The 22,114-nt window shown below is 71.4% G+C and carries 22 protein-coding genes and 1 pseudogene; 17 read left to right on the top strand and 6 right to left on the bottom strand.

Going from position 1 to position 22,114, the window contains the following annotated elements:
• Positions 1-126: 126 nt before the first annotated feature.
• Positions 127-489: pseudogene (locus N4P33_RS06570) on the bottom strand (transposase); the annotation flags it as partial.
• 28 nt (positions 490-517) lie between these two features.
• Here N4P33_RS06570 and N4P33_RS35655 point away from each other — a divergent pair.
• The 4 genes from N4P33_RS35655 to N4P33_RS06555 all read left to right on the top strand — a co-directional run bounded on the left by N4P33_RS35655 (position 518) and on the right by N4P33_RS06555 (position 3,772).
• A complete protein-coding gene (locus N4P33_RS35655) occupies positions 518-871 on the top strand; it encodes a DNA/RNA non-specific endonuclease (protein WP_399028802.1) in 354 nt (117 codons plus the stop codon).
• Between the two features lie 64 nt (positions 872-935).
• A complete protein-coding gene (locus N4P33_RS06565) occupies positions 936-1,478 on the top strand; it encodes an SMI1/KNR4 family protein (RefSeq protein ID WP_260825309.1) in 543 nt (180 codons plus the stop codon).
• Between the two features lie 1,085 nt (positions 1,479-2,563).
• A complete protein-coding gene (locus N4P33_RS06560; protein ID WP_260825308.1) occupies positions 2,564-3,073 on the top strand; it encodes an immunity 21 family protein in 510 nt (169 codons plus the stop codon).
• A gap of 327 nt (positions 3,074-3,400) precedes the next feature.
• Complete coding sequence (locus N4P33_RS06555; RefSeq protein ID WP_260825311.1) at positions 3,401-3,772, top strand: holo-ACP synthase; 372 nt, start codon at positions 3,401-3,403, stop codon at positions 3,770-3,772.
• 121 nt (positions 3,773-3,893) lie between these two features.
• Here the strand turns inward: N4P33_RS06555 and N4P33_RS06550 are convergent, their stop codons facing one another.
• Positions 3,894-5,030 (bottom strand): hypothetical protein, encoded by a 1,137-nt coding sequence (locus N4P33_RS06550; protein ID WP_260825307.1) that lies wholly within the window; start codon positions 5,028-5,030, stop codon positions 3,894-3,896.
• Positions 5,031-5,186: 156 nt separating this feature from the next.
• Between N4P33_RS06550 and N4P33_RS06545 the strand changes: the two genes are divergently transcribed.
• On the top strand, positions 5,187-6,626 hold the full coding sequence (locus N4P33_RS06545) for an NAD(P)H-hydrate dehydratase (protein ID WP_260825306.1): 1,440 nt from the start codon (positions 5,187-5,189) through the stop codon (positions 6,624-6,626).
• A 60-nt stretch (positions 6,627-6,686) separates the two neighbouring features.
• Here the strand turns inward: N4P33_RS06545 and N4P33_RS06540 are convergent, their stop codons facing one another.
• Positions 6,687-7,538, bottom strand: a complete 852-nt coding sequence (locus N4P33_RS06540) for a MerR family transcriptional regulator (RefSeq protein WP_260825305.1) — start codon at positions 7,536-7,538, stop codon at positions 6,687-6,689.
• A gap of 112 nt (positions 7,539-7,650) precedes the next feature.
• Between N4P33_RS06540 and alr the strand changes: the two genes are divergently transcribed.
• The 4 genes from alr to N4P33_RS06520 all read left to right on the top strand — a co-directional run bounded on the left by alr (position 7,651) and on the right by N4P33_RS06520 (position 11,007).
• On the top strand, positions 7,651-8,844 hold the full coding sequence (alr, locus tag N4P33_RS06535) for an alanine racemase (RefSeq protein ID WP_260825304.1): 1,194 nt from the start codon (positions 7,651-7,653) through the stop codon (positions 8,842-8,844).
• Positions 8,845-8,871: 27 nt separating this feature from the next.
• On the top strand, positions 8,872-10,143 hold the full coding sequence (locus N4P33_RS06530; protein ID WP_260825303.1) for an alpha/beta fold hydrolase: 1,272 nt from the start codon (positions 8,872-8,874) through the stop codon (positions 10,141-10,143).
• Positions 10,109-10,666: a tRNA (adenosine(37)-N6)-threonylcarbamoyltransferase complex ATPase subunit type 1 TsaE gene (tsaE, locus tag N4P33_RS06525; protein WP_260825302.1), complete on the top strand. Its 558-nt coding sequence runs from the start codon at positions 10,109-10,111 to the stop codon at positions 10,664-10,666. Before N4P33_RS06530 ends, tsaE begins: the two co-directional genes overlap by 35 nt.
• Before the next feature lie 167 nt (positions 10,667-10,833).
• On the top strand, positions 10,834-11,007 hold the full coding sequence (locus N4P33_RS06520; protein ID WP_260825301.1) for a hypothetical protein: 174 nt from the start codon (positions 10,834-10,836) through the stop codon (positions 11,005-11,007).
• A gap of 93 nt (positions 11,008-11,100) precedes the next feature.
• On the opposite strand, the gene N4P33_RS06515 is transcribed toward N4P33_RS06520, so the two are convergent.
• Complete coding sequence (locus N4P33_RS06515; protein ID WP_260825300.1) at positions 11,101-11,652, bottom strand: hypothetical protein; 552 nt, start codon at positions 11,650-11,652, stop codon at positions 11,101-11,103.
• A gap of 128 nt (positions 11,653-11,780) precedes the next feature.
• Here N4P33_RS06515 and tsaB point away from each other — a divergent pair, with 128 nt between their 5' ends.
• From tsaB to N4P33_RS06495, 4 genes are read left to right on the top strand one after another with little or no spacing between them, the layout of a single operon-like run.
• On the top strand, positions 11,781-12,434 hold the full coding sequence (gene tsaB, locus N4P33_RS06510) for a tRNA (adenosine(37)-N6)-threonylcarbamoyltransferase complex dimerization subunit type 1 TsaB (protein ID WP_260825299.1): 654 nt from the start codon (positions 11,781-11,783) through the stop codon (positions 12,432-12,434).
• Positions 12,431-12,964 (top strand): ribosomal protein S18-alanine N-acetyltransferase, encoded by a 534-nt coding sequence (rimI, locus tag N4P33_RS06505; RefSeq protein ID WP_260825298.1) that lies wholly within the window; start codon positions 12,431-12,433, stop codon positions 12,962-12,964. Before tsaB ends, rimI begins: the two co-directional genes overlap by 4 nt.
• The gene (gene tsaD, locus N4P33_RS06500) at positions 12,957-14,072 is read left to right on the top strand and encodes a tRNA (adenosine(37)-N6)-threonylcarbamoyltransferase complex transferase subunit TsaD (protein ID WP_260825297.1); all 1,116 of its coding nucleotides are present in this window, start codon (positions 12,957-12,959) and stop codon (positions 14,070-14,072) included. The genes rimI and tsaD overlap by 8 nt, the downstream gene beginning before the upstream one ends.
• Positions 14,069-14,326 (top strand): hypothetical protein, encoded by a 258-nt coding sequence (locus N4P33_RS06495; RefSeq protein WP_260825296.1) that lies wholly within the window; start codon positions 14,069-14,071, stop codon positions 14,324-14,326. The genes tsaD and N4P33_RS06495 overlap by 4 nt, the downstream gene beginning before the upstream one ends.
• A gap of 6 nt (positions 14,327-14,332) precedes the next feature.
• Here the strand turns inward: N4P33_RS06495 and N4P33_RS06490 are convergent, their stop codons facing one another.
• Positions 14,333-16,651 carry a glycoside hydrolase family 3 N-terminal domain-containing protein gene (locus N4P33_RS06490; protein ID WP_260825295.1) on the bottom strand — a complete coding sequence of 773 codons (2,319 nt, stop codon included), beginning with the start codon at positions 16,649-16,651 and terminating at the stop codon, positions 14,333-14,335.
• A 131-nt stretch (positions 16,652-16,782) separates the two neighbouring features.
• Here N4P33_RS06490 and N4P33_RS06485 point away from each other — a divergent pair, with 131 nt between their 5' ends.
• The 4 genes from N4P33_RS06485 (at position 16,783) to N4P33_RS06470 (ending at position 20,829) form a co-directional block, all read left to right on the top strand.
• The gene (locus N4P33_RS06485; RefSeq protein WP_260825294.1) at positions 16,783-17,835 is read left to right on the top strand and encodes a LacI family DNA-binding transcriptional regulator; all 1,053 of its coding nucleotides are present in this window, start codon (positions 16,783-16,785) and stop codon (positions 17,833-17,835) included.
• Positions 17,836-17,985: 150 nt separating this feature from the next.
• Entirely contained in the window at positions 17,986-19,002 is a 1,017-nt protein-coding gene (locus N4P33_RS06480; protein WP_260825293.1) for an LCP family protein, read from the top strand.
• Positions 19,003-19,101: 99 nt separating this feature from the next.
• The gene (locus N4P33_RS06475; RefSeq protein ID WP_260825292.1) at positions 19,102-19,464 is read left to right on the top strand and encodes a YciI family protein; all 363 of its coding nucleotides are present in this window, start codon (positions 19,102-19,104) and stop codon (positions 19,462-19,464) included.
• A 159-nt stretch (positions 19,465-19,623) separates the two neighbouring features.
• Positions 19,624-20,829, top strand: coding sequence for an RNA polymerase sigma factor (locus tag N4P33_RS06470; RefSeq protein WP_260825310.1), 1,206 nt, complete (start codon positions 19,624-19,626; stop codon positions 20,827-20,829).
• Here the strand turns inward: N4P33_RS06470 and N4P33_RS06465 are convergent, their stop codons facing one another.
• On the bottom strand, positions 20,830-22,056 hold the full coding sequence (locus N4P33_RS06465) for a THUMP-like domain-containing protein (protein ID WP_260825291.1): 1,227 nt from the start codon (positions 22,054-22,056) through the stop codon (positions 20,830-20,832). It abuts the gene before it with no gap.
• Positions 22,057-22,114 lie beyond the last annotated feature (58 nt).

The raw sequence follows: 22,114 nt of genomic DNA, 5'->3' as shown, positions 1-22,114 counted from the left end.
AGATGCCGCCGCGAGACCCCCGTGAGCAGCCGATGTGCCAGCACCGTTCGATTGACCATGATCGCCACAGACGGATCATGCCACCGGCCAGGCACGACGCCTCACCCACTATCACGCACCAACTCGTAACTCGACCTGGACCCGGGCCCAGAAGGACTCCATCATCGCGTTGTCCACGCAGTCCCCGATGGAGCCCATGGAGGGCAGCAGGCCGGAGGCGCGAGCGCGTTCGGTGAATGCCCAGGACCCGAACTGCACGCCGTGATCGGAGTGGATGATGGTGCTGCCCGGGCTCGGGGAGCGGTTGCCGATGGCCATGGCCAGGGCGTTGGTGGTCAGGGCTGCGGTGGGTGAGGCGTCGATCGACCAACCCACGACACGGCGGGAGAACGTGTCCAGGACGACCGCGCAGTACACCTTGCCCTCGAAGGTGGGGTGTTCGGTGATGTCGGTGACCCACAGCTGATCCCGGGCGTGACGATGTACTCGCAGACGCCCCACCCCTCCTCGTCCACAACTGCGGCGGGTACGGAGAGCTCGACGAACACGGTCGAGCCACAGGTATCGGCGTCACGCTACCCGGGATAACCTTGGTGGTACGACCAATTTCAGCGTCGATCCGGCTGGTTGGGTCAGCGCAATGGGATGCAACCGCTCTCACCTCTGGGGTGCGCAGCTCGGTGGCTCGAACAGTGACCCCCGGAACTTCGTGACCCTGCATCAGTACGCCAACCATCCAGGAACGCGACGTCTGGAAAATCAAGTACGGAGGGCCGTCGATAGGGATGGGCAGACTGTGCAGTACACCCTCATCCCGATCTATGCACAACACTCGGTGCTGGCCCGGCCAACCCGTATCCGATCGGTGTGAGCATTCGCGCCAACGGATCAGGGGGACTTGACATCTTCCAGACAGTTCTGAACAGGCCAAGGCGATGAACGTGCATATCCAAAGGTTGATCCAATTGGTGATTCTCCCGCAAGGCGCCACGCGTCCCCGAGACTGGGGTGATGTTGCCCGAGAGCTGGGAATCCGGCTGCCAGCGGACTATCGAGAACTGATCGATACCTACGGCGGGGGGTGCTTCGACAATTATTTGTGGCTTCTGGAGTCCGATTGTCCAAAGCGCCCTTACGACCTCCTCTCCTCCATCGAAGAGCGAGACGAAGGCTTCGAACTTCTATGGGAGGAGGGCGAGGAGAAGCCGACGCAATTGCTGGAGTCGCCCGGAAGCAGGCTCATCCCTTGGGCCTCCACAGACAACGGAGAATTCATCTACTGGCTGGCGGCAGCAGGAACTCACCCTGATGACTGGACAGTGATGGTGAACGAGGCCAGGGGTGCCTGGTGGGAGCATTTCGAGGTGGGCTGTGTAGAATTCCTGGTATCGCTCCTGGCAGGAGAAAGAAGGTCGGAGATCCTTTCCAGTTCCTTCCCGTTGCAGGATCACGAGTTCAGGTCTTTCGCGAGCTTCTGACCGTGGGAAGCAAGCCGCCCTAAAGCCTTGTACAACGACTGGATTTCTGATGCTCAATGTCCCAAAAGAACGAGAGCGAGCTGAAAGTGTCGGGTACGGATGGCTACGACGAAGCGATGCCGGAGGTTCGAGAGTATGTCGCGACGTATCAACGAGTACTTGAGCGTGTCCGAGCAACTCGCAGTGGGCGGCCGATGAGTGAGGTGCGAAGGGCTCTCCTCGATGAGTTTGAGGTTGAAGGGCTTCAAGTATGGAGCGAAGTAGTAACAGATGCAGCGCGCATGATTAGTGGAGATCGAGACTGAGGCTCAGTGCTCAATAGGTCGAATGTGTGACTTGCGGCGAGTGCGTTGCGGGCTCGGGGGCAGTCGTGTGTCGAGGCTCTCCGCTCGCCCCCGGTGTGCCACGCGAGCCAAGCGGAGAGCGGCGGCTGGAGCCGTTTCCTCCTCGTTTGGCAAACTGGTGTCATGAGTGAGACGTCGTACAGCATCGGCGAAGCGCCAGGGGCGAGGGTAAGTCTGTCGTTGCCGGAGGGGACCGCGGAGGCGATCCGGTCTAGGGTGGGAAACCTTGGGTGCGATCGCCTTTCCTTCTGAATGGGAGGAAATGATGTCACCGATGATATTCTCTCGGGATTTCGGCAATTCGGAGGTTCCTAGTGGAGCTTATCGCTAAGTGGGAGCGCCCGTTCCGCATATGGCACTACTCTGTCAGTTACCGTCAACTACTCTTGCGTAGCCTGGCCGAGACGTCGCCGACTCGAATCGACGTCCTCTTTTCGAATGTTCGATTTATGCATGTGTCGACTGAATGCAGTCGACTTGAGATCTGCCTCGTCCCTGAATTTCACCCGTCGGATTCGGTGGGCCCTTTTGAGGACCCCGGGAAGTGGTTCGTACTCAATGGCGGTGCAGGCTACTTGTATGCGACACATTGCCAGTGGCACGAGGATGATGGTAGCGCTCTGACCCGTCTCGATTCGGTCCGCTGAAGCAAACCGATTGAGAGCAGGATGACTTTACCCGACCTCAAAGGCTTTCTGGCCTTTGAGGCCCCGGGCGTGTAATGGGGATGCGATCGCTCCGATGACAACCGAGACGGCGTGGATCGATTCTCTGGGAGGGCTTTATGTGTGCCTGCCGGAATCCATTCGGGAGTTGTGGCAAGGGGGTGTCGAGGATGACGAAGATGATTCAGAAGAGGCCACTGACTACTGGCGGGCGGGCCAGACCGACCGCATCGTCGGCACTTACTCTGTCGCAGGAGTGCAGGCCTTGGTGCTGGCGGCTGGCGAGGGGCCACTCACGTACGTGCCCAGCCTAGATCTGTTTGTGCAGCGGAGGGCAAAGACTTCTGTCACAGATGTGATCAATGCCGTTATCGATGCTTTTCCTGCCCTGCATTGGGAGACGATTACACACTGGGAGGCGGGCAGCGATCTGGTAGTTTTCGATGCCGTTTGGTCGGGGAGAGAAGTCCCTCCAAAACGACTGCTGCGTGTCCCTCGACCGGCAGGGCCAGTGAATGTACAAGTAGCCGAGGTATCACCCAGGGAATGCTGGAACATCTGGGTAACGCTGTATCGCTTGGTCTAGGGTTCGTCTTCAAGCGGATCTTGCCCAGAGCAGGAACGGCGCGAGGGTGACCGCTGCTTCGTAGGAAGTGGCGGTCTTCTCGTATCTCGTGGGGTATTGCGTCACTTCCAGAGCATCGACGCGAAGATCGGGAATGAGGGTGACTTCTGGAGTGAGGTCATCATCGACGTGTGGTGAGCTTACGCCCCGTACGTGCGGCGGCTCGAGGCCGGGCGCATCGGGCAGACCGACTTCGCGGCCGACCACCACTACGCCTTCTGGAAGCGAGTGGCCCGGCGGTTACCGGGGATCTCCGGTTCGGGTTTCCGGGCCCGTAAGGTGCCCCTCATGAGCATCATCGGTGTCGGGATTGATGTTGCTGAGATCGACCGGTTCGCGGCGTCGCTGGAGCGGACGCCCGGGTTGGCTCAGCGGCTGTTCATCGAGAGTGAGTTGTTGTTGCCCAGTGGGGAGCGGCGCGGGGTCGCCTCGCTGGCGGCGCGGTTTGCTGCCAAGGAGGCGTTGGCGAAGGCGCTGGGGGCGCCCGCGGGGATGTACTGGACCGATGCCGAGGTGTATGTCGAGGACAGTGGGCAACCCCGGCTGCGGGTGAAGGGGACCGTGGCCGCGCGGGCCGCTGAGCTGGGGGTGCGGTCGTGGCATGTGTCGCTCAGCCATGATGCCGGGGTTGCCTCCGCCGTTGTGGTCGCGGAGGGGTGAGGAGCGTGGTCGAGCTCGGGTTTCCCGGAGCCGGGGTCGAGCTTCCCGTCTGGGGGCAGGCCCTGCTCGTCGTCGCCGCTGTGCTCACCGTCGTCTTCGCGTTTCTGCGTAATCGGCGGCGTTAGCAGATCGACTGGCTGCTGTTGATCAGGGTGTTGTTGCGGAACGTCGTGTTCTCGCCGCACGGGCTCTCGCGGATCGCGCTGTTCGTCACCGTCAGGTTCTGGATGGTGATGTCCCTGTTGTTCGGGAACTCCGAGCGCGCCGCCAGGCGGAGTTCGCCGCCGCCCGTGATCGTGCCGCCCTGGGCCGCCAGGGTCACGTTGTAGCAGTTCTCGATCAGGACCGAGTTGTTGCCGGTGTTCGAGAGGGTCACGCGGTCGATCGTCGCGCCGCCGCTCTCCGAGACGCAGAAGACGCCCCTGCCGCCGCCGCGGGCGATGACCTCGCCGACGCGGATGTTCGTCGGGTACGAGCTGCCGATACGGCCGTTTCGGTTGGCCATGCGGAAGGCGGCGTAGCCGGTGCCCGTGCCGGCGTTCTCCGCGTCGACCTTCGTCACCGTCGCGTTGATGGTCTGGTTCAGCAGCAGGCCCGACTCGCCGACGTCGCGGGCCGTGATCGTGCCGACGGACAAGCCGTCCACGCCGTACGTCTCCACCGCGTGGCTGGAGGCGCCGGAGACGTACACGCTGTCGATGCGGACGTTGCGCGTCCACTGGCTGGTGTCGCCGCGGTTGTCGATGCGCATGCCGAGGCCCGAGGACAGGCGCATGTCGATCTGGCCGAGCGTCGCGTTCTGCACGTTGCGCAGGAAGACGCCGTAGAGGGGCGTCCCGGTGACGTTCAGGTGCTGGACCTCGATGTCGCGGGTGCCGCGGGAGTAGACCGGGGCCTGGTCGCCGGTGCCGCTGCCGGTGACGTTGATGGTGCCGCAGACGTCGAGGGTGGTGTAGCTGGGCAGCGAGATGCGGGAGCCGGCGGAGATCGAGCCCGAGCCGCGGACCACGACCCGTTCCTTCGTCGTACGGCCCGACGTCAGGCTGCTGATCGCCGCCTGCACGGCCGCGCGCATGTCCGTTCCCGTGTAGACGGTGCTGCCGCCGCGGCGGGCCGTCCAGGTGCCGCCGCTCTGGACGGCTTCGGCCTGGTAAGCGCCTTCGCCGCAGACGGCGGCGCGGGCGGGGGTGGGGGCCGTCATGATGCCCGCGGTCGTGAGGAGTGCGGCTGTGGTGAGAAGGGCGGCTCTGCGTCCCATGGGTTCATGGCCTCTCTGGTCGCGTCGAACGGTTCGACTGAATCGATTCACCCCTAGGGGCGCGTGAGTGTGGCGCGGGCGCGGCCGTACGTCAATGGGGGCGACCGGGTTGCGTGGTACGGGAGTTGAGGCGGCGCGTGCGGGAGACTCGGACGCATGCGTACTGCGTACAGCGTGGAGACGGTCAGGACGGCGGAGCGGGAACTGATGGCACGGCTGCCGGAGGGGGCGCTGATGCAGCGCGCCGCCGCCGGACTGGCCGCGACCTGCGCGGATCTGCTCGGGCGGGTCTACGGCAGCCGGGTGGTGCTGCTGGTCGGCAGCGGTGACAACGGAGGCGACGCCCTGTACGCCGGGGCCCGGCTGGCCCGGCGCGGCGCGGGGGTGAGCGCGGTGCTGCTCGCGCCGGACCGTGTGCACGGCGGAGGGCTCGCGGCGCTGCGCCGGGCCGGTGGCCGGACCGTGGGGACGGACGGGGCGGAGGCGTTGATCGAGCGGGCGGATCTCGTCGTGGACGGGATCGTCGGGATCGGCGGGAAGGGCGGGCTGCGGCCGGATGCCGTGCCGCTCGCCGCTGCCGCCGAGCGGTCGCGGGCCGTGGTCGTCGCCGTGGATCTGCCGAGCGGGGTCGATGCCGACACCGGGGAGGTGCGGGGGGCGGCCCTGCGGGCCGATGTCACGGTGACGTTCGGGACGCACAAGCCGGGGCTGCTCATCGATCCGGCGCGGGAGTACGCGGGGTCGGTGCGGCTGGTCGACATCGGGCTGGAGTTGCCGGTGGAGGCGGAGATGGGGGCCTTGCAGCACGCGGATGTGGCGCGGCTGCTGCCGGTGCCGCGCGGGGAGAGCGACAAGTACCGGCGAGGGGTGGTCGGGATCGCGGCCGGGTCCGCGCGCTATCCGGGGGCGGCCGTGCTCGCGGTGGCAGGGGCGCTGCGGGGCGGCGCGGGCGCCGTGCGGTACGTCGGTCCGGCCGGGCAGGCCGTGATCGCCCGCTTCCCCGAGACCCTGGTGTCGGACCGAGGGCCCGCGCACGCGGGGCGGGTGCAGGCGTGGGTGACCGGGCCGGGGGCCGGGGACGACGCGGCGACGGTCGCGGAGGTGGTGGCGTCGGAGGTGCCGGTGCTGATCGACGCGGACGGGCTGCGGCTGGCCGAGGCGGCGGCGGTACGGGCGCGGACGGCGCCGACGCTGATGACGCCGCACGCCGGGGAGGCGGCGGCGCTGCTGGGTGTCGAGCGGGAGGAGGTCGAGGGCGGCCGGCTGGCCGCCGTACGGGAGCTGGCGGGGCGCTACGGGGCGACGGTGCTGCTGAAGGGGTCGACGACGCTGGTGGCCGACTCCGGTGGCGGGCCGGTGCGGGTGAACCCGACGGGGACGCCCTGGCTGGCGACGGCGGGGAGCGGTGACGTGCTGTCGGGGCTTGCGGGGTCGTTGCTGGCGGCGGGGCTCTCGGCGGTGGACGCGGGGAGTGCGGGGGCGTACGTGCACGGGCTGGCGGGGCGGTTCGCGGCGGGGGCCGGAGGAGCACCGGTGGCGGCGCATGACGTGGCTGCGGCGATTCCGGGGGCCTGGCGGGATGTCGTGCGGGGGTGACGGGCGCGGAGACACGCGGCCGGCGGGCTCGTTCCTCAGGAATCACCTGCCCGTCAGGAATCAAGGGGAAGGCGCCTGCGCCGCGGGACGGGCGAGGAACGGGCAGGCGACGTCCGCCACGTGGTCGTCGGGCTCGGCGGTCGCCCAGTTCGGGTAGTACACCTCCCGGGGGGACGCGCTGCGGACGTACCCCTGTTCGGTGAGCCAGGCGAGGACGGCGTCGTGGGCGGCGGCCGTCGCCGCGTAGCCTTCGTGCCGCTTGGCCAGGGCCGTGTACGCCTCACGGTGCGCGGGCTCGATGCGCACCCCGATGGTCCCGGCCGGCTCGATCGCGTCGCGCGTCGGGGCACAGACCTCGACGGGAGCGCCGGAGTCCTCGCTCACCAGGCCGTGGTAGACGGCGAAGACGGGCCCGGACAGGCCGGCCCCGGTCCCCCGCAGGTGGGAGAAGAGCAGCTGGGTCGCCTCGGAGAGGAAGCCGGGCAGGTCCGCGGCCGTCACGTGGCGCTGGGTGAAGAGCACCTTCTGCTCGGGGACGTCGCGCTCGGCGATCTCGTACATGGACGGTTTCCTTCCGGTCAGAACGTGACGGGCGTAGCCGACCGCCGCCCGTCGGGAGGCGTGTGCGGACTCCTGCTGCCGCCAGTAGGCGTCGAGCAGCCGAACCGATTCCGAGACCTCGGCGCTCGGATCGAGGACCTCCGCGATCTGCGCCAGGGGCATCCCGGTGCCGCGCAGCAGCGCGATGCGGCGGGCCCGCTCGACCTGGTCGGGGCCGTAGCGGCGGAACCCGGTCCGCTCATCGACATGGGCGGGCGTCAGCAGCCCCCGGTCCCCGTAGAGCCGCAGCGCCTTGTGGCTCAGCCTGGTCCTGGCCGCGAGCTCCCCGATGCTGATCAAGTCCTCGTGCACAGGGCCACCATGTCCTCTGCCCCTGGGGAAGGGGCAAGCCGGGCCCGAGCCGTCCGCCGCCGGGTAAGCCCTCGCGGTTCCCCTCCCTCCCCTCTGAGACACTGGCCCCACCATGACTGAGACAGATGCCCAGCAGGCCGGCACCCTGCGAGCTCGTGCCGAGATCGACCTGGACGCGTTGCGGGGCAATGTGCGCCGGCTGCGCGAACTCGCGCCCGGTGCCGCCCTCATGGCCGTGGTCAAGGCCGACGCGTACGGGCACGGCGCGCTCCCCTGCGCCCGCGCCGCCGTCGAGGCCGGGGCGACCTGGCTGGGCACGGCCACACCGCAGGAGGCGCTCGCGCTGCGCGCGCCGGGCGCCGGTGTGCCCGACGACGTACGGGTCATGTGCTGGCTGTGGACGCCCGGAGGGCCCTGGCGGGAGGCGATCGAGGCCGGCATCGACGTGTCCCTGAGCGGGGTGTGGGCCCTGGACGAGGTCGTTGGGGCAGCTCGACGAGCCGGGCGGCCCGCGCTCGTGCAGCTCAAGGCCGACACCGGGCTCGGGCGGAACGGCTGTCAGCCCGAGGACTGGGCCGAACTCGTCTCCGCCGCGCTGACCGCCGAGCGGGACGGGCTCGTGCGCGTCACCGGCCTCTGGTCCCACTTCGCTTGCGCCGACGAGCCCGGGCACCCCTCCATCGCCGCCCAGCTCTCCCGCTTCCGGGAGATGGTGGCGTACGCGGAGCAGCAAGGCGTCCGGCCGGACGTGCGGCACATCGCCAACTCACCCGCCACCCTCACCCTCCCCGAGACCCACTTCGACCTCGTCCGCCCCGGTATCGCGATGTACGGCGTCTCGCCGAGCCCCGAGATCGGCAGCCCCGCCGACTTCGGGCTGCGGCCGGTGATGACGGTGTCCGCCTCCCTCGCGCTGGTCAAGCGCGTCCCCGGCGGGCACGGCGTCAGCTACGGGCACCACTACGTCACCCCGGGCGCGACCACCCTCGGCCTCGTCCCCCTCGGCTACGCGGACGGCATCCCGCGGCACGCCTCCTCCGCCGGTCCGGTGCTGGTCGAGGGCAAGTGGCGCACGGTCGCGGGGCGGGTCGCGATGGACCAGTTCGTCGTCGACCTGGGTGGCGACGAGCCGCCGGAGGGGACGGAAGCGGTGCTGTTCGGGCCAGGTGACCGGGGTGAGCCCACCGCCGAGGACTGGGCGCAGGCCGCGGGGACCATCGCGTACGAGATCGTCACGCGGATCGGACCACGCGTTCCGCGCGTCTATCTCCATGGGGCCGAGTCGTCGCAGCGGCCCCGCCCGTGATCAGCAGCCGGTGAAGAGGAGCGGTACGTGACCGAGAGCAGTGCGGAGGCCGTCGCGAGTGCCGCCGTGGCGGCCGTCGCCTCCGCCGCCGGGGCGTCCGGAGCGGCCGGGGCGTCCGGCGGGTGGCGCCGGGCGACCGGCATCGCGGGCGTCGCGATAGGTGTGATCGCCACCGGCGCCGCCGCTGGCGTCGCGATAGAGCGGATGACCGTCGGCCGGGGCATGCGCCGCAAGGCCCGCCTCGCGCTCGACGCGGCGGGACCGTACGGCACGCTGCGCGGCACCCCCGGCAAGGCGTACGCCGACGACGGCACCGAGTTGTACTACGAGGTCGACGAGCCGGACCCCGAGACGGCCGCCGCACCGGCGCGCAGGCGTCGGCTGTTCGGCCGCAAGGCCCCCGCGCCCGTCACCGTCGTCTTCAGCCACGGCTACTGCCTCAACCAGGACTCCTGGCACTTCCAGCGGGCCGCGCTCAGGGGCGTCGTACGGACCGTGCACTGGGACCAGCGCAGCCACGGGCGGTCCGCGCGGGGCGCGGCCCAGGTGGAGCGGGGCGAGCCGGTCACCATCGAGCAGCTCGGGCAGGACCTGAAGGCCGTCATCGACGCCGCCGCGCCCGAGGGGCCGCTGGTGCTGGTGGGTCATTCCATGGGCGGGATGACCGTGATGGCGCTGGCCGACCAGTACCCCGAGCTGATCCGCGAGCGGGTCGTCGGCGTGGCCCTCGTCGGTACGTCGTCGGGGCGGCTCGGCGAGGTGAACTTCGGGCTGCCGGTGGCCGGGGTCAACGCGGTGCGGCGGGTGCTGCCGGGGGTGCTGAAGGCGCTGGGGCAGCGGGCCGAACTGGTGGAGAAGGGGCGGCGGGCGACGGCGGATCTGTTCGCCGGGGTCATCAAGCGGTACTCGTTCGCGTCCAGGGACGTGGATCCGGCGGTCGCGCGGTTCGCCGAGCGGATGATCGAGTCCACGCCGATCGATGTCGTCGCCGAGTACTACCCGGCGTTCAGCGACCACGACAAGACCGAGGCGCTCGCCCACTTCGCGGAGCTGCCGGTGCTGGTCCTGGCCGGGGTGCAGGACCTGGTGACGCCGAGCGAGCACAGCGAGGCGATCGCCGATCTGCTGCCGGAGGCGGAGCTGGTGCTGGTGCCGGACGCCGGGCATCTGGTGATCCTGGAGCACCCGGAGGTCGTCACCGACCGTCTCGCGGACCTGCTGACCCGCGCGGGTGCGGTGCCCGCAGGGGCTAACGTGGGTGGCTATGGAAGCACCAGCAGCACCGCACAACCCGGCTGAGCCCGAGCCGACCCCCCAGTCCACCGGCGCGCAGCCCGAGCCGTCCGTCGAGCTGACCATCACCTCGCCCGACCAGATGCGGGAACTGGGCCGCAAGCTCGCCAAGCTGCTGCGCGCCGGCGACCTGGTGATGCTCACCGGTGAGCTGGGCGCCGGCAAGACCACGCTGACCCGGGGGCTCGGCGAGGGGCTCGGTGTGCGGGGCGCCGTCACTTCGCCGACGTTCGTGATCGCCCGCGTACACCCCTCCCTGGGCGACGGCCCGCCCCTGGTCCACGTGGACGCGTACCGGCTCTCGGGCGGCCTGGACGAGATGGAGGACCTCGATCTCGACGTCTCGCTGCCCGAGTCGGTGATCGTCGTGGAGTGGGGCGAGGGCAAGGTCGAGGAGCTGACCGACGAGCGGCTCCAGGTCGTCATCCACCGCGCCGTCGGCGACACGACGGACGAGGTCCGGCAGGTGACGCTGACGGGGCTGGGTGAGCGGTGGTCGGGGGCGGATCTGAGCGTGCTGTCGGCGTAGCCCTCTCGGGGGCGCCGTCTCGGGCACGGGTCTCCTATGAACGTTCCGACAAGACGTCGGGAAAATGTTGCGTTCCGGCTCCCGGGCGTGGTCACATGGTACCCAGCCCGTAGTTAGGTGTACCTAAGTACCTGACTGCTTCCGCCCCCGGCCCCCAGGAGGCGTCCATGTCGGCCACCGAGAGCGACCGCCGGACCACGGCGCAGCCGCAGCCGGTCTCCGGGGTGCCCATGCGCGATCTGCTCGCCGCGTGCGCCGCGGCGGCCGCGATCTCCACCCCGCCGCGCGTCCCCGAGGCGCACCTCGCCGAGCCGGTGCGGGAGCGCCGCGAGGCGGCGTAGACGTCAGCCGAGCAGACCGTCAGTCGAGTAGACCGTCAGTCGAGCAGACCGCCGCGAGGCCGCGTAGACCTGCGAGCAGGTCTACGGGCGGATCTACGGAACCACCACGACCTTCCGCCCGATCGTGGCGAACTGCCACATCGCCGCGCCGTCCGCCCGTGTCTCGCGGACCCCGCCCGTGCGGACCCCCGGATCGGGGTTCGGCATGGATCCGTCGACCGCCGCGCTGAAGCCGATCACCGTGCCGTCCACGCTGGCGAACCGCACCACGTGCTCGACCGGAATGCCATCCGAACCGGTGACCCGCTTGGAGCGGGAGGTGACCCGGTAGGTGCCCGGCGCCGGGTCCACCGTGCTGGGGCTGACGGAGAAGGTGCGCCGGACCTCGCCGTCGCCCTCGACCAGCCACACCCGGTCGTCGTCCAGGGAGTACACGACCCGGGCGCCCCGGCCCGAGCGGGCGGGAAGGGTCCCGGACCGGTCCTTGGCCCCGGGCGCCTTGGGCGCGGACTGTGCCGTTCCCGCCCCCGCGGCCGAGCGCAGGTCCGGCGGGACGTTCTCGGACGCCTGGTGGCCGAGGAAGCCGACCGTCGCGAGGGCCGCCGCGGTCAGTGCCGCCACGATCGCCGAGCTGGTCACTGCCACCGCCGTCACCTCTGTCCTGTCCGTCCTGCTTCGACCCGTCCTGTACGGACGCGATCGAGACGGTAGCAGTCCGTGACCGTACGACCCGTGCGGCCGTGGCGAAGGCGCGGGAGCCGTAGGCTGTTTGCGTGCTCTTGCTCGCTCTGGATACCGCCACCCCCGCCGTCACGGTCGCGCTGCACGACGGCGACGACATCATCGCCTCGTCGAGCCAGGTGGACGCCCGCCGGCACGGCGAACTGCTGCTCCCGGCGATCGACCGCGTGCTCGCCGACGCCGGCCGCAAGCTGGACGCCGTCACCGACATCGCCGTCGGCATCGGGCCCGGCCCCTACACCGGGCTGCGCGTCGGCCTGATGACCGCGGACACCTTCGGGCTCGCGCTCGGCGTCCCCGTGCACGGCGTGTGCACGCTCGACGGACTGGCCTACGCGGCCGACCTGGAGGGCCCCTTCGTCGTGGCGACCGACGCCCGCCGCAAGGAGGTCTACTGGGCCCGTTACGCCGACTCGCGCACCCGCCTCACCGACCCGGCCGTCGACCGGCCCGCCGCCATCGCCGAGCAGGTCAAGGGCCTGCCCGCGGTCGGCGCGGGCGCGCTGCTGTACCCGGAGACCTTCCCCAAGGCGCACGAGCCCGAGCATGTGTCCGCCGCGGCCCTGGCCCGGCTCGCCGCCGAGCGGCTGGCCGCCGGTGAGGAGCTGCCGGCGCCCCGGCCGCTGTATCTGCGGCGGCCCGATGCCCAAGTCCCCAAGAACTACAAGGTGGTCACCCCCAAGTGACGGGATCCGAGATGGTCGTGCTGCGCGAGATGCGCTGGTGGGACATCGAACCCGTGCTGGAGCTGGAACGGGACCTGTTCCCCGAGGACGCCTGGTCCCGGGGCATGTTCTGGTCCGAGCTGGCCCACGCGCGCGGCCCCGGGGCGACCCGGCGCTACGTCATCGCCCAGGAGGGCGACCGGATCGTCGGCTACGCGGGGCTCGCCGCCTCCGGCGGGCAGGGCGACGTCCAGACCATCGCGGTCACACGCGACCACTGGGGCACGGGCCTCGGCTCGCGGCTGCTGACCGACCTGCTGCGGGCGGCCACCGCCTTCGAGTGCTCCGAAGTGATGCTGGAGTGCCGGATCGACAACGTCCGCGCCCAGAAGCTGTACGAGCGCTTCGGCTTCGAGACCATCGGCGTGCGGCGCGGCTACTACCAGCCGGGCAACGTGGACGCCCTGGTGCTGCGCCTGTCCGACCCCTCCACCTCTGTCCCACCGGTGCATCCGGTGAACGGCGTACAAGGAACCGAGATCAATGGCTGACGAACCCCTGGTCCTGGGGATCGAGACCTCCTGCGACGAGACCGGTGTCGGCATCGTCCGCGGCACCACCCTGCTGGCCGACGCGGTCGCCTCCAGCGTCGACGAGCACGCCCGCTACGGCGGGGTCGTCCCCGAGGTCGCCTCACGGGCGCACCTGGAGGCGATGGTGCCGACGATCGACCGCGCCCTGAAGGAGGCCGGGGTGAGCGCGCGGGACCTGGACGGCATCGCCGTCACCGCGGGCCCCGGTCTCGCGGGCGCCCTCCTCGTCGGCGTCTCGGCGGCCAAGGCGTACGCCTACGCCCTCGGCAAGCCCCTCTACGGCGTCAACCACCTCGCCTCCCACATCTGCGTCGACCAGCTGGAGCACGGCGCGCTGCCCGAGCCGACGATGGCGCTGCTGGTCTCCGGCGGGCACTCCTCGCTGCTGCTGTCGAGCGACATCACCTCCGACGTGCGCCCCATGGGCGCCACCATCGACGACGCGGCCGGCGAGGCCTTCGACAAGATCGCCCGGGTACTGAACCTCGGCTTCCCCGGCGGCCCGGTCATCGACCGGTACGCGCGCGAGGGCGACCCGGCCGCGATCGCGTTCCCGCGCGGTCTGACCGGGCCGCGCGACCCGGCGTACGACTTCTCCTTCTCCGGGCTGAAGACGGCCGTGGCCCGCTGGATCGAGGCCAAGCGGGCGGCGGGGGAGGAGGTGCCGGTGCGCGATGTGGCGGCGTCCTTCCAGGAGGCCGTCGTGGACGTGCTGACCCGCAAGGCCGTGCGGGCCTGCAAGGACGAGGGCGTCGACCACCTGATGATCGGCGGCGGTGTGGCCGCCAACTCCCGGCTGCGGGCGCTGGCCCAGGAGCGCTGCGAGGCCGCCGGGATCCAGCTGCGGGTGCCGCGCCCCAAGCTGTGCACGGACAACGGCGCGATGGTGGCGGCGCTGGGCGCGGAGATGGTCGCCCGGAACCGCCCGGCCTCCGACTGGGAGCTGTCGGCGGACTCGTCCCTGCCGGTGACCGACCCGCACGTCCCCGGCGAGGCGCACGCCCGCGCGCACGGCCACGGTCACGATCATGTGCACGAGGTGAGCAAGGAGAACCTCTACTCGTGACGGTCGCCCTGATGTGGGAGGCCCGGGCGGTCCCCGGCCGGGGCGGCGAACTGCTGGACTGGGCCCGGGCGCAGGACCTCGCCGGCACACCCCTGCGCCGCGAGACGTTCCGGGCCCCGCAGGACCGGGTCCTGGTCATCACGTGGTGGGACGCGCCCTACGAGGCGGAGCTGCCCGAACTCCCCGAGCCGCCGGGAGAGTTGACGACCCGTGCGGTGCACCGGTGGCGGTTCGAATCGGTGGCCTCCGGCTGAGGTGCCTCACGGCACCTGTGCCACCTCCGTCACCTCCGTCTCGCAGCGCAGCCGACGGTCCGTGCCCAGGACCCGCTGCGGGCCCGTCAGCGTCAGCCGGGCCGTATGGCGCACGTCCGCGCTCGACGCCGCCGACCGCAGCTCCAGCGCGCCCGGTTCGACGATCCGCCGGCCCGCCCGGTCGGTGAAAGCCGACAGGTCGGCGTGGAAGCGGAAGGTCACGCGGGCCGCCGCGCCCGGGGCCAGCTCCAGGCGCTGATAGCCGATCAGGCGCATGTCGGGGCGGGTGACCGAGGCCACCGGGTCGTGCAGATAGAGCTGGACGACCTCCGCGCCCTCGCGGTCGCCGGTGTTGCGGACGGTCAGCGACACGTCGTACGAGCCGTCCGTGCCGATCTCCACCTCCTCGGTGGGCCGGTCGGGGATCCACTCGAAGGTCGTGTACGAGCGGCCGTGGCCGAAGGCGTACAGCGGGGTCGGGTCCAGGTTGCTGACCTCGCCCGCGAGGCCCAGGGGCGGCTGGAGGTACGTCCACGGCTGGCCGCCGGGGAGGCGCGGCACGCTGACCGGCAGGCGCCCGGAGGGGTTCACGCGGCCGGAGAGCACGCCCGCCACCGCCGGGCCGCCCTCCTCGCCGGGGAAGAAGGCCTGCACGACCGCGCCCAGCCGGTCCTGCCAGCGGCCCAGCGCGTACGGCCGCCCGGTGAGCAGCACCAGCACCACCGGCACGCCGGTCGCGACGAGCGCGTCCAGCAGCTCGGCCTGCACACCGGGCAGGCTCAGGTCGCTCGCGTCGCAGCCCTCGCCGGAGGTGCCGCGGCCGAACAGGCCCGCCCGGTCGCCGAGCACCGCCACGCACACGTCCGCCTCGGCGGCCCGCGCGACCGCCTCCTCGAAACCCGAGGTGTCCGGGTCGGAGGTGTCGCAGCCCTCGGCGAACGTCACCTTGGCGTCCGGCAGTTCGTCGCGCAGGGCCTGGAGGACCGTCGGGATCTCGATGCCCATCGGGACGCCGGGGTGGTGGGTGAGGACGTGGGAGGGGAACGAGTAGCAGCCGAGCATCGCCAGCGCGTCGGCGGCGCGGGGGCCGACGACCGCGATCCTGGTGTCGGGGGCGAGGGGCAGCAGCCCGTCGGGGTTGTCCAGCAGCACCACCGACTCCTCGGCGAGGCGGCGGGCCAGGGCGCGGTTCTCAGGTGCGTCGAGGTCGATCGGGCCGGTCGGCTCCGGGGCCCAGTCCTCGTCCAGCAGGCCGAGTTCGCACTTCTGCAGCAGCACCCGGCGGGCCGCCCGGTCCACCAGTTCCTCGGGGATCTCGCCCGCGCGGACCGCGGCCGGCAGCGGCGTGCCGTAGCACGTGACGGTGGGCAGTTCGACGTCGATGCCGGCCAGCAGCGCCGCGTGCGCCGCCTCGGCGGGGCTGCCCGCCACCCGGTGCAGGGTCTGCAGGAAGCCGATGCCGAAGTAGTCGGCGACGACCGTGCCCGTGAACCCCCATTCCTCGCGCAGGAGCCGGGTCAGCAGCCCCGGGTCGGCGGAGGCGGGCACGCCGTCGGTCTCCGTGTAGGCGGCCATCACCGAGCGGGCCCCGCCCTCGCGCAGCGCCATCTCGAACGGCGGCAGCGTGATGTCGGCGAACTCCCTCACACCCGCCCGCACCGGCGCCAGATTCCGCGCCCCGGCGGAGGAGGCGTACCCGGCGAAGTGCTTCAGCGTCGCGACCACCCCGGCCGACTCCAGCCCGCGCACATAGGCGGTGCCGATCGTGCCGACCAGATACGGGTCCTCGCCGATCGTCTCCTCCACCCGGCCCCAGCGCGGATCCCGTACGACGTCCAGGACGGGCGCGAGGCCCTGGTGGACGCCGGCCGCGCGCAGGTCCTCGCCGATACGGCGGGCCATCCGCTCCACCAGCTCGGGGTCGAAGCTCGCGCCCCACGCCAGCGGCACGGGATAGGCGGTGGCCTGCCAGGCGGTGAATCCGGCCAGGCACTCCTCGTGCGCGACCGCCGGGATGCCGAACCGGCCGGCCGCCGCGATCTGCCGCTGGGCGCGGGCCAGCGCCTGCGCGCCGAGGTCCGGGTCGACGGGGGCGGTGCCGAAGGAGCGGGTGATCTGGCCGAGGCCGAGGGTGATCAGCTCGTCCCAGTCGTAGTCGGAGGTCATGTCGTGCTGGTGCGGTGCGACGCCCTCGCCGTCCGTGTCGGCGCCCACCCACACGCCGTACAGCTGGGCGGTCTTCTCCTCCAGGGTCATCCGGGAGAGCAGGTCGTCGACGCGGGCGGCGGCGGGCAGGGCGGGGTCACGCCAGGGCGCGGTGGTCATGGAGCTCCTGTCGGGTGGACGAACAGCCCTCTCACGGGTTCGAATGTTTCGAGGCGCATATCGAATGTTCCGGGAACCTATGGCGCCCCGAGGGCTTCGTCAAGAGGTCCCGCAGGGATACGATCGCAGCCATGACTTCCTCGCAGCCCGCAGAAACCCGGACGCAAGGGCGCAGCACCCAGACCGCGACCCTCGCCGAGATCGCTCGCGAGGCGGGGGTGTCCGCGCCGACTGTTTCGAAGGTGCTCAACGGTCGTGCCGATGTCGCCCCCGCCACGCGCAGCCGGGTCGAGCAGCTGCTGCGCGCCCACGGCTACCGGCGCCGGCGTGCCGAGGCCACCCGCTCACCGCTGATCGACCTGGTCTTCCACGAGCTGGAGAGCGCCTGGGCGATGGAGGTCATCCGGGGCGTGGAGAACGTGGCGAGGGACGCCGGACTGAGCGTCGTGCTGTCCGAGAGCGCGGGCCGCCTCACGCCCGGGCGTACCTGGGCCGACCAGGTCGCCGCCCGCCGCCCGCACGGCGTGATCCTGGTGCTGTCCGGGCTGGACGAGTCCGGCCGGGCGCTGCTGACCAGCCGTTCCATCCCGTTCGTGGTGATGGACCCGGCGGGCGACCCCGGCACCGACGTGCCCTCCATCGGCGCGACCAACTGGCAGGGCGGGCTCGCCGCCACCCGGCATCTGATCGAGCTCGGTCACACCAGGATCGGGGCGATCAGCGGACCCACGCGGATGATGTGCAGCCGCGCCCGCGTCGACGGCTACCGCGCCGCGCTGGAGACCGCCGGGCTCCCGGTGGATCCGGGGCTGATCCTCACCGGCGACTTCCACCATGACGCCGGCTACCGGCAGGGCCTCGCCCTGCTGCGCCGCGAGAACCGGCCCACCGCCGTCTTCGCCGGCAACGACCTCCAGGCACTCGGGCTCTACGAGGCCGCCCGCGAACTGGGGCTGCGGATCCCGGAGGACGTGAGCGTGGTCGGTTTCGACGATCTGCCGGTGGCCCGCTGGGTGGGGCCGCCGCTGACGACCGTACGGCAGCCGCTGACGGAGATGGCGGAGGCGGCGGCCAAGCTGGTGCTCGACCTCGCCAAGGGCGACGACCAGCAGGTGGCGACCCGGGTGGAACTGGCGACGAGCCTGGTCGTGCGCAGCAGCACGGCGGCACCGGGGGGTGCGTGAGGCGCGCGGTCGAACTCGGTCGTCGAGTCCAGCGAAAGTTTCGATGCATCGGCGGAAGATCCCGCCGTCGTCAGCTGGAAGTCTGAGAATTTCACAAGAAAACTGTCCGCGGGTCGCTGGTCGTCATAATTCGGACGTACGTTCCTGCCCGTGACGGGACTCACGGGGAAACTGAAGATCGTCGGCCTGGCGCTGACAGGAGTGCTCGTGCTCGGGGCCGGGGCGGCCGGATGGGCGTACTGGCAGCTCGACGACAACATCACCGGTGTCGACATCGACAGCGCCCTCGGCGACGACCGTCCCGCCGAGGCGGGCAGCCACTCCTCCCCGGAGGGCGCGGCAGCGGCCTCGCCCGTGTCCACGGGGTCCCTCAACCTGCTCGTCCTGGGCTCGGACTCCCGCAGCGGCGAGGAGAACCAGGCGCTGGGCGGCGGCGACACCGACGGGGCCCGCTCCGACACGGCCATGGTCGTCCACCTCGACCCCGGCCGGACCGCCGCCACCGTGGTCAGCATCCCGCGCGACACCCTCGTCGACCGGCCCGCCTGCCCGCTGCCGGACGGAGGGGAGACGCCCCCCGTCTCCGGCGCCATGTTCAACAGCGCCTACGCGGTCGGCGGCCCGGTGTGCGCGGTGAAGACGGTCGAGGCCCTCACCGACGTCCGCATGGACCACTACATCGAGATCGACTTCGCAGGTTTCGCGCGGCTGGTCGACGCGCTCGGCGGGGTCACCGTCACCACCGAGCAGGACACCGACGACGACCGCAGCCACCTGCGGCTGGACGCCGGAACCCACCACCTCGACGGCACCCAGGCCCTGGCCCTCGCGCGCACCCGCTACGGCATCGGCGACGGCAGCGACCTCGGTCGCATCGGCCTCCAGCACACGCTCGTCAAGGCCCTCCTGGAACGCATCGCCGACCAGGACCTGTTCACCGACCCCGTGAAGCTCTACGACATCGCCGACGCGCTCACCGGCAGCCTCACCACGGACACCGGGCTGGACTCGCTGAGCGAGCTGGTGGGCTTCGGCCGGAGCCTCGGGGACCTGTCGTCGTCCGGCGTCACGACCGTGACCATGCCGGTCGTCCCCGCCCCTTACGACCCCAACCGGGTGGTGGCGGACGAGCCCGGGGCGAAGGAGCTGTGGGACTCGCTGAAGTGACCTGAAGATTTTCCGGCAGGCGTGTCGAAGCCGGCGTCCCTCGTTCGACGCACAGGGTGAGAGCGGGGAGAGACCCCGCCCGAGACCCGAGGAGGCATCATGCCCCGCTATCTGTCCCTGGTCCGCATCGAGGAGAACACCATCGACATGGAGTCCGCCGACCCGGGCTTCGAGGAGCGCATGGGCGCGCTGTTCGAGGAGTTCACCAAGGCGGGCGTGATGCTCGACACCGCCGGGCTCAAGCCCACCGCCGAGTCCACCCGCATCACCTGGTCCGGGGGCAAGCTGTCGTACACCGACGGCCCGTTCACGGAGACCAAGGAGGTCGTCGGCGGGTACGCGCTGATGCAGTGCAAGGACATGGCCGAGGCCATCGAGTGGGGGAAGCGGTTCCTGGAGGTGCACCCGCCCCAGTGGACCGTGGGCCTGGAGGTCCGCGAGGTCGAGGAGCCGGGGGCCTGAGCGGGCGGCCGGTGTCGGTGCCGGGGGTCTGAGCGGGCGGCTGCTGTCGGTGCCGGGGGTCTGAGCGGGCGGCCGGTGTCGGTGCCGTGTGCTGTCATGTGAGGTGTGACGGCACACGGCCCGCAGACCATCGCCGAGACCCTTGAGACGGTCTTCCGGATGGAGTCCGCCCGGATCATCGCCGGCGTGACGCGGATCGTCCGGGACGTCGGCATCGCCGAGGAGATCGCCCAGGACGCCCTCGTCGCCGCGCTGGAGCAGTGGCCGCGGGAGGGAGTCCCCGACCGCCCGGGCGCCTGGCTGACGGCCACCGCCAAACACCGTGCCATCGACCTGGTGCGGCGCCGCGAGACCTACGCCCGCAAGCTCGCGGAGGCCGGCCGCGTGCTGCCGGACGCGACGCACGACCCCGAACCCTCCGGCCCCGGCGACATCGACGACGACGTCCTGCGGCTGATCTTCACCGCCTGCCATCCCGTGCTGTCCGCCGAGGCCCGCACCGCGCTGACCCTGCGGCTGGTCGGCGGGCTGCGCACGGACGAGATCGCCCGCGCCTTCCTGGTGCCGGAGGCGACCCTCGCGCAGCGGATCGTGCGGGCCAAGCGCACGCTGGCCACATCCGGGGTCCCCTTCGAGGTGCCCTACGGCGAGGACCGGGCCGCCCGGCTCGGCTCGGTCCTGGAGGTCATCTACCTGATCTTCAACGAGGGATACGCCGCCACCGCGGGCGACGACCTGCTGCGCCCCGCGCTGTGCGAGGACGCGCTGCGCCTCGCCCGGCTGCTGGCCGCGCTGATGCCCAAGGAGCCCGAGGCGCACGGACTGGCCGCCCTGCTGGAGTTCCAGGCATCCCGCACGGCGGCCCGCACCGGGCCCGACGGCGAGCCGGTGATGCTCGCCGACCAGAACCGGCGGCTGTGGAACCGGCTGCTGATCCGGCGCGGCCTGGCCGCCCTGGAGCGGGCCCTCGAACCGGGCGCCGCCGCCGGTCCGTTCACCCTCCAGGCCGCCATCGCCGCCTGTCACGCGCAGGCGGCCAGGTACGAGGACACCGACTGGGCGCGCATCGCCGCCCTGTACGGCCTGCTCGCCGCCCGCGCCCCGTCCCCGGTCGTCGAACTCAACCGTGCGGTCGCCGTCTCCATGGCCGAGGGCCCCGCCGCCGCCCTGCCCCTCGTCGACGCGCTGACCGACGTACCCGCCCTGCGGGACTACCACCTGCTGCCCAGCGTGCGCGGCGACCTGCTGGCACGCCTCGGGCGGTCGGAGGAGGCCCGCGCGGAGTTCGAGCGGGCGGCGTCACTGACGCGCAACGGACGCGAGCGGGAGCTGCTGCTGCGGAGGGCGGAGGAGAGCGGCGCCTGATCAGCCCGTCGACCGGCCGGTCGCCGGGTGCCCGAGCAGCATGGTCGGGGCGCCCGCGACCCGCGTGAGGAACACGGTGACGGCCTCCGTGCCGTGCGGCTTGGGCAGCACCTTGCGGCGGAGCTCCTCCGGCTCGACCGCCGAGCCGCGCTTCTTGACGGTGAGGGTGCCGACCCCGCGCTCGCGCAGCAGCGCCTTCAGCTTCTTGGCGTTGAAGGGCAGCACGTCGGTGATCTCGTAGGCGGTGGCGTACGGCGTCGGGCGGTGCTCATCGGCGGTGATGTACGCGATGGTCTCGTCGATGAGCCCGCCGTCGAGTTGCTCGGCCACCTCGGCGACCAGATGCGCGCGGATGACGGCGCCGTCGGGCTCGTACAGGTACCGGCCGGGCGGACGGACCGGGGGGTCGGGCAGACCGCGGGAGAGGAGGGTGCGGGGGCCGGGGAGGAGGGTGGCGCGGAAGGGGCCGCCCTTCGCCTGCGCCGGGCCTTGTTCGCTGCGGCTGGCCTGTTCCGTGCCGAACCACAGCACGGCCTCCTTCACGTCCCCGCCGTCCGAGATCCACTCGGCCTCGGCGTCGTCCGGGACTGCCTCGTGGGGGACGCCGGGGGCGATCTTCAGGGCTGCGGCGCGAGGTGCCGTGCGCGCCGTGGCGATCGCCCAGGACAGCGGCGGCGAGTACGCCTCGGGGTCGAAGATGCGGCCCCGGCCGCCGCGCCGGGCCGGGTCCACGAAGACGGTGTCGTACCCGGCCGTGTCGACCTCCGTGACATCGGCCTCGCGCACCTCGATCAGCTCGGCCAGCCCCAGCGCCTCCGCGTTCGCCCGGGCCGCCGCCGCGGTGAGCGGGTCACGGTCCACCGCGAGCACCCGGATCCCGGCCCGCGCCAGCGCGATCGCGTCCCCGCCGATGCCGCAGCACAGGTCGGCCACGGACGTCACGCCCAGTTCGGTGAACCGCCGCGCCCGGTACGCCGCCACGCTCGCCCGCGTCGACTGCTCGACCCCGTTCGGGGTGAAGAACATCCGCCGGGCGTCCTCCTCCCCGAACTTGGCCACCGCCCGCTGCCGCAGCCGTGCCTGACCGAGCGCCGCCGACACCAGCTCGGCGGGGTGCTCGCGGCGCAGCCGGGTCGCGACGGCGAGCTCGTGCGCCGGGTCGGTGTCGCGCACCTCCTCCAGGAGAGCGCGGCCTTCGGGAGTGAGGAGCGGGGCGAGGTCGTTCACCGGCTCATTGTGGGCCAGTCGGTGGACCGTACGCCTCCGGCGGCGGTGTCGGGCCGGG

Source organism: Streptomyces sp. 15-116A (genome assembly GCF_025290915.1).
In the GTDB taxonomy this organism is placed as follows: Bacteria; Actinomycetota; Actinomycetes; order Streptomycetales; family Streptomycetaceae; genus Streptomyces.
The sequence above is the reverse complement of the archived record's forward strand: the minus strand, read 5'-3'. Positions and strand labels throughout refer to the sequence as shown.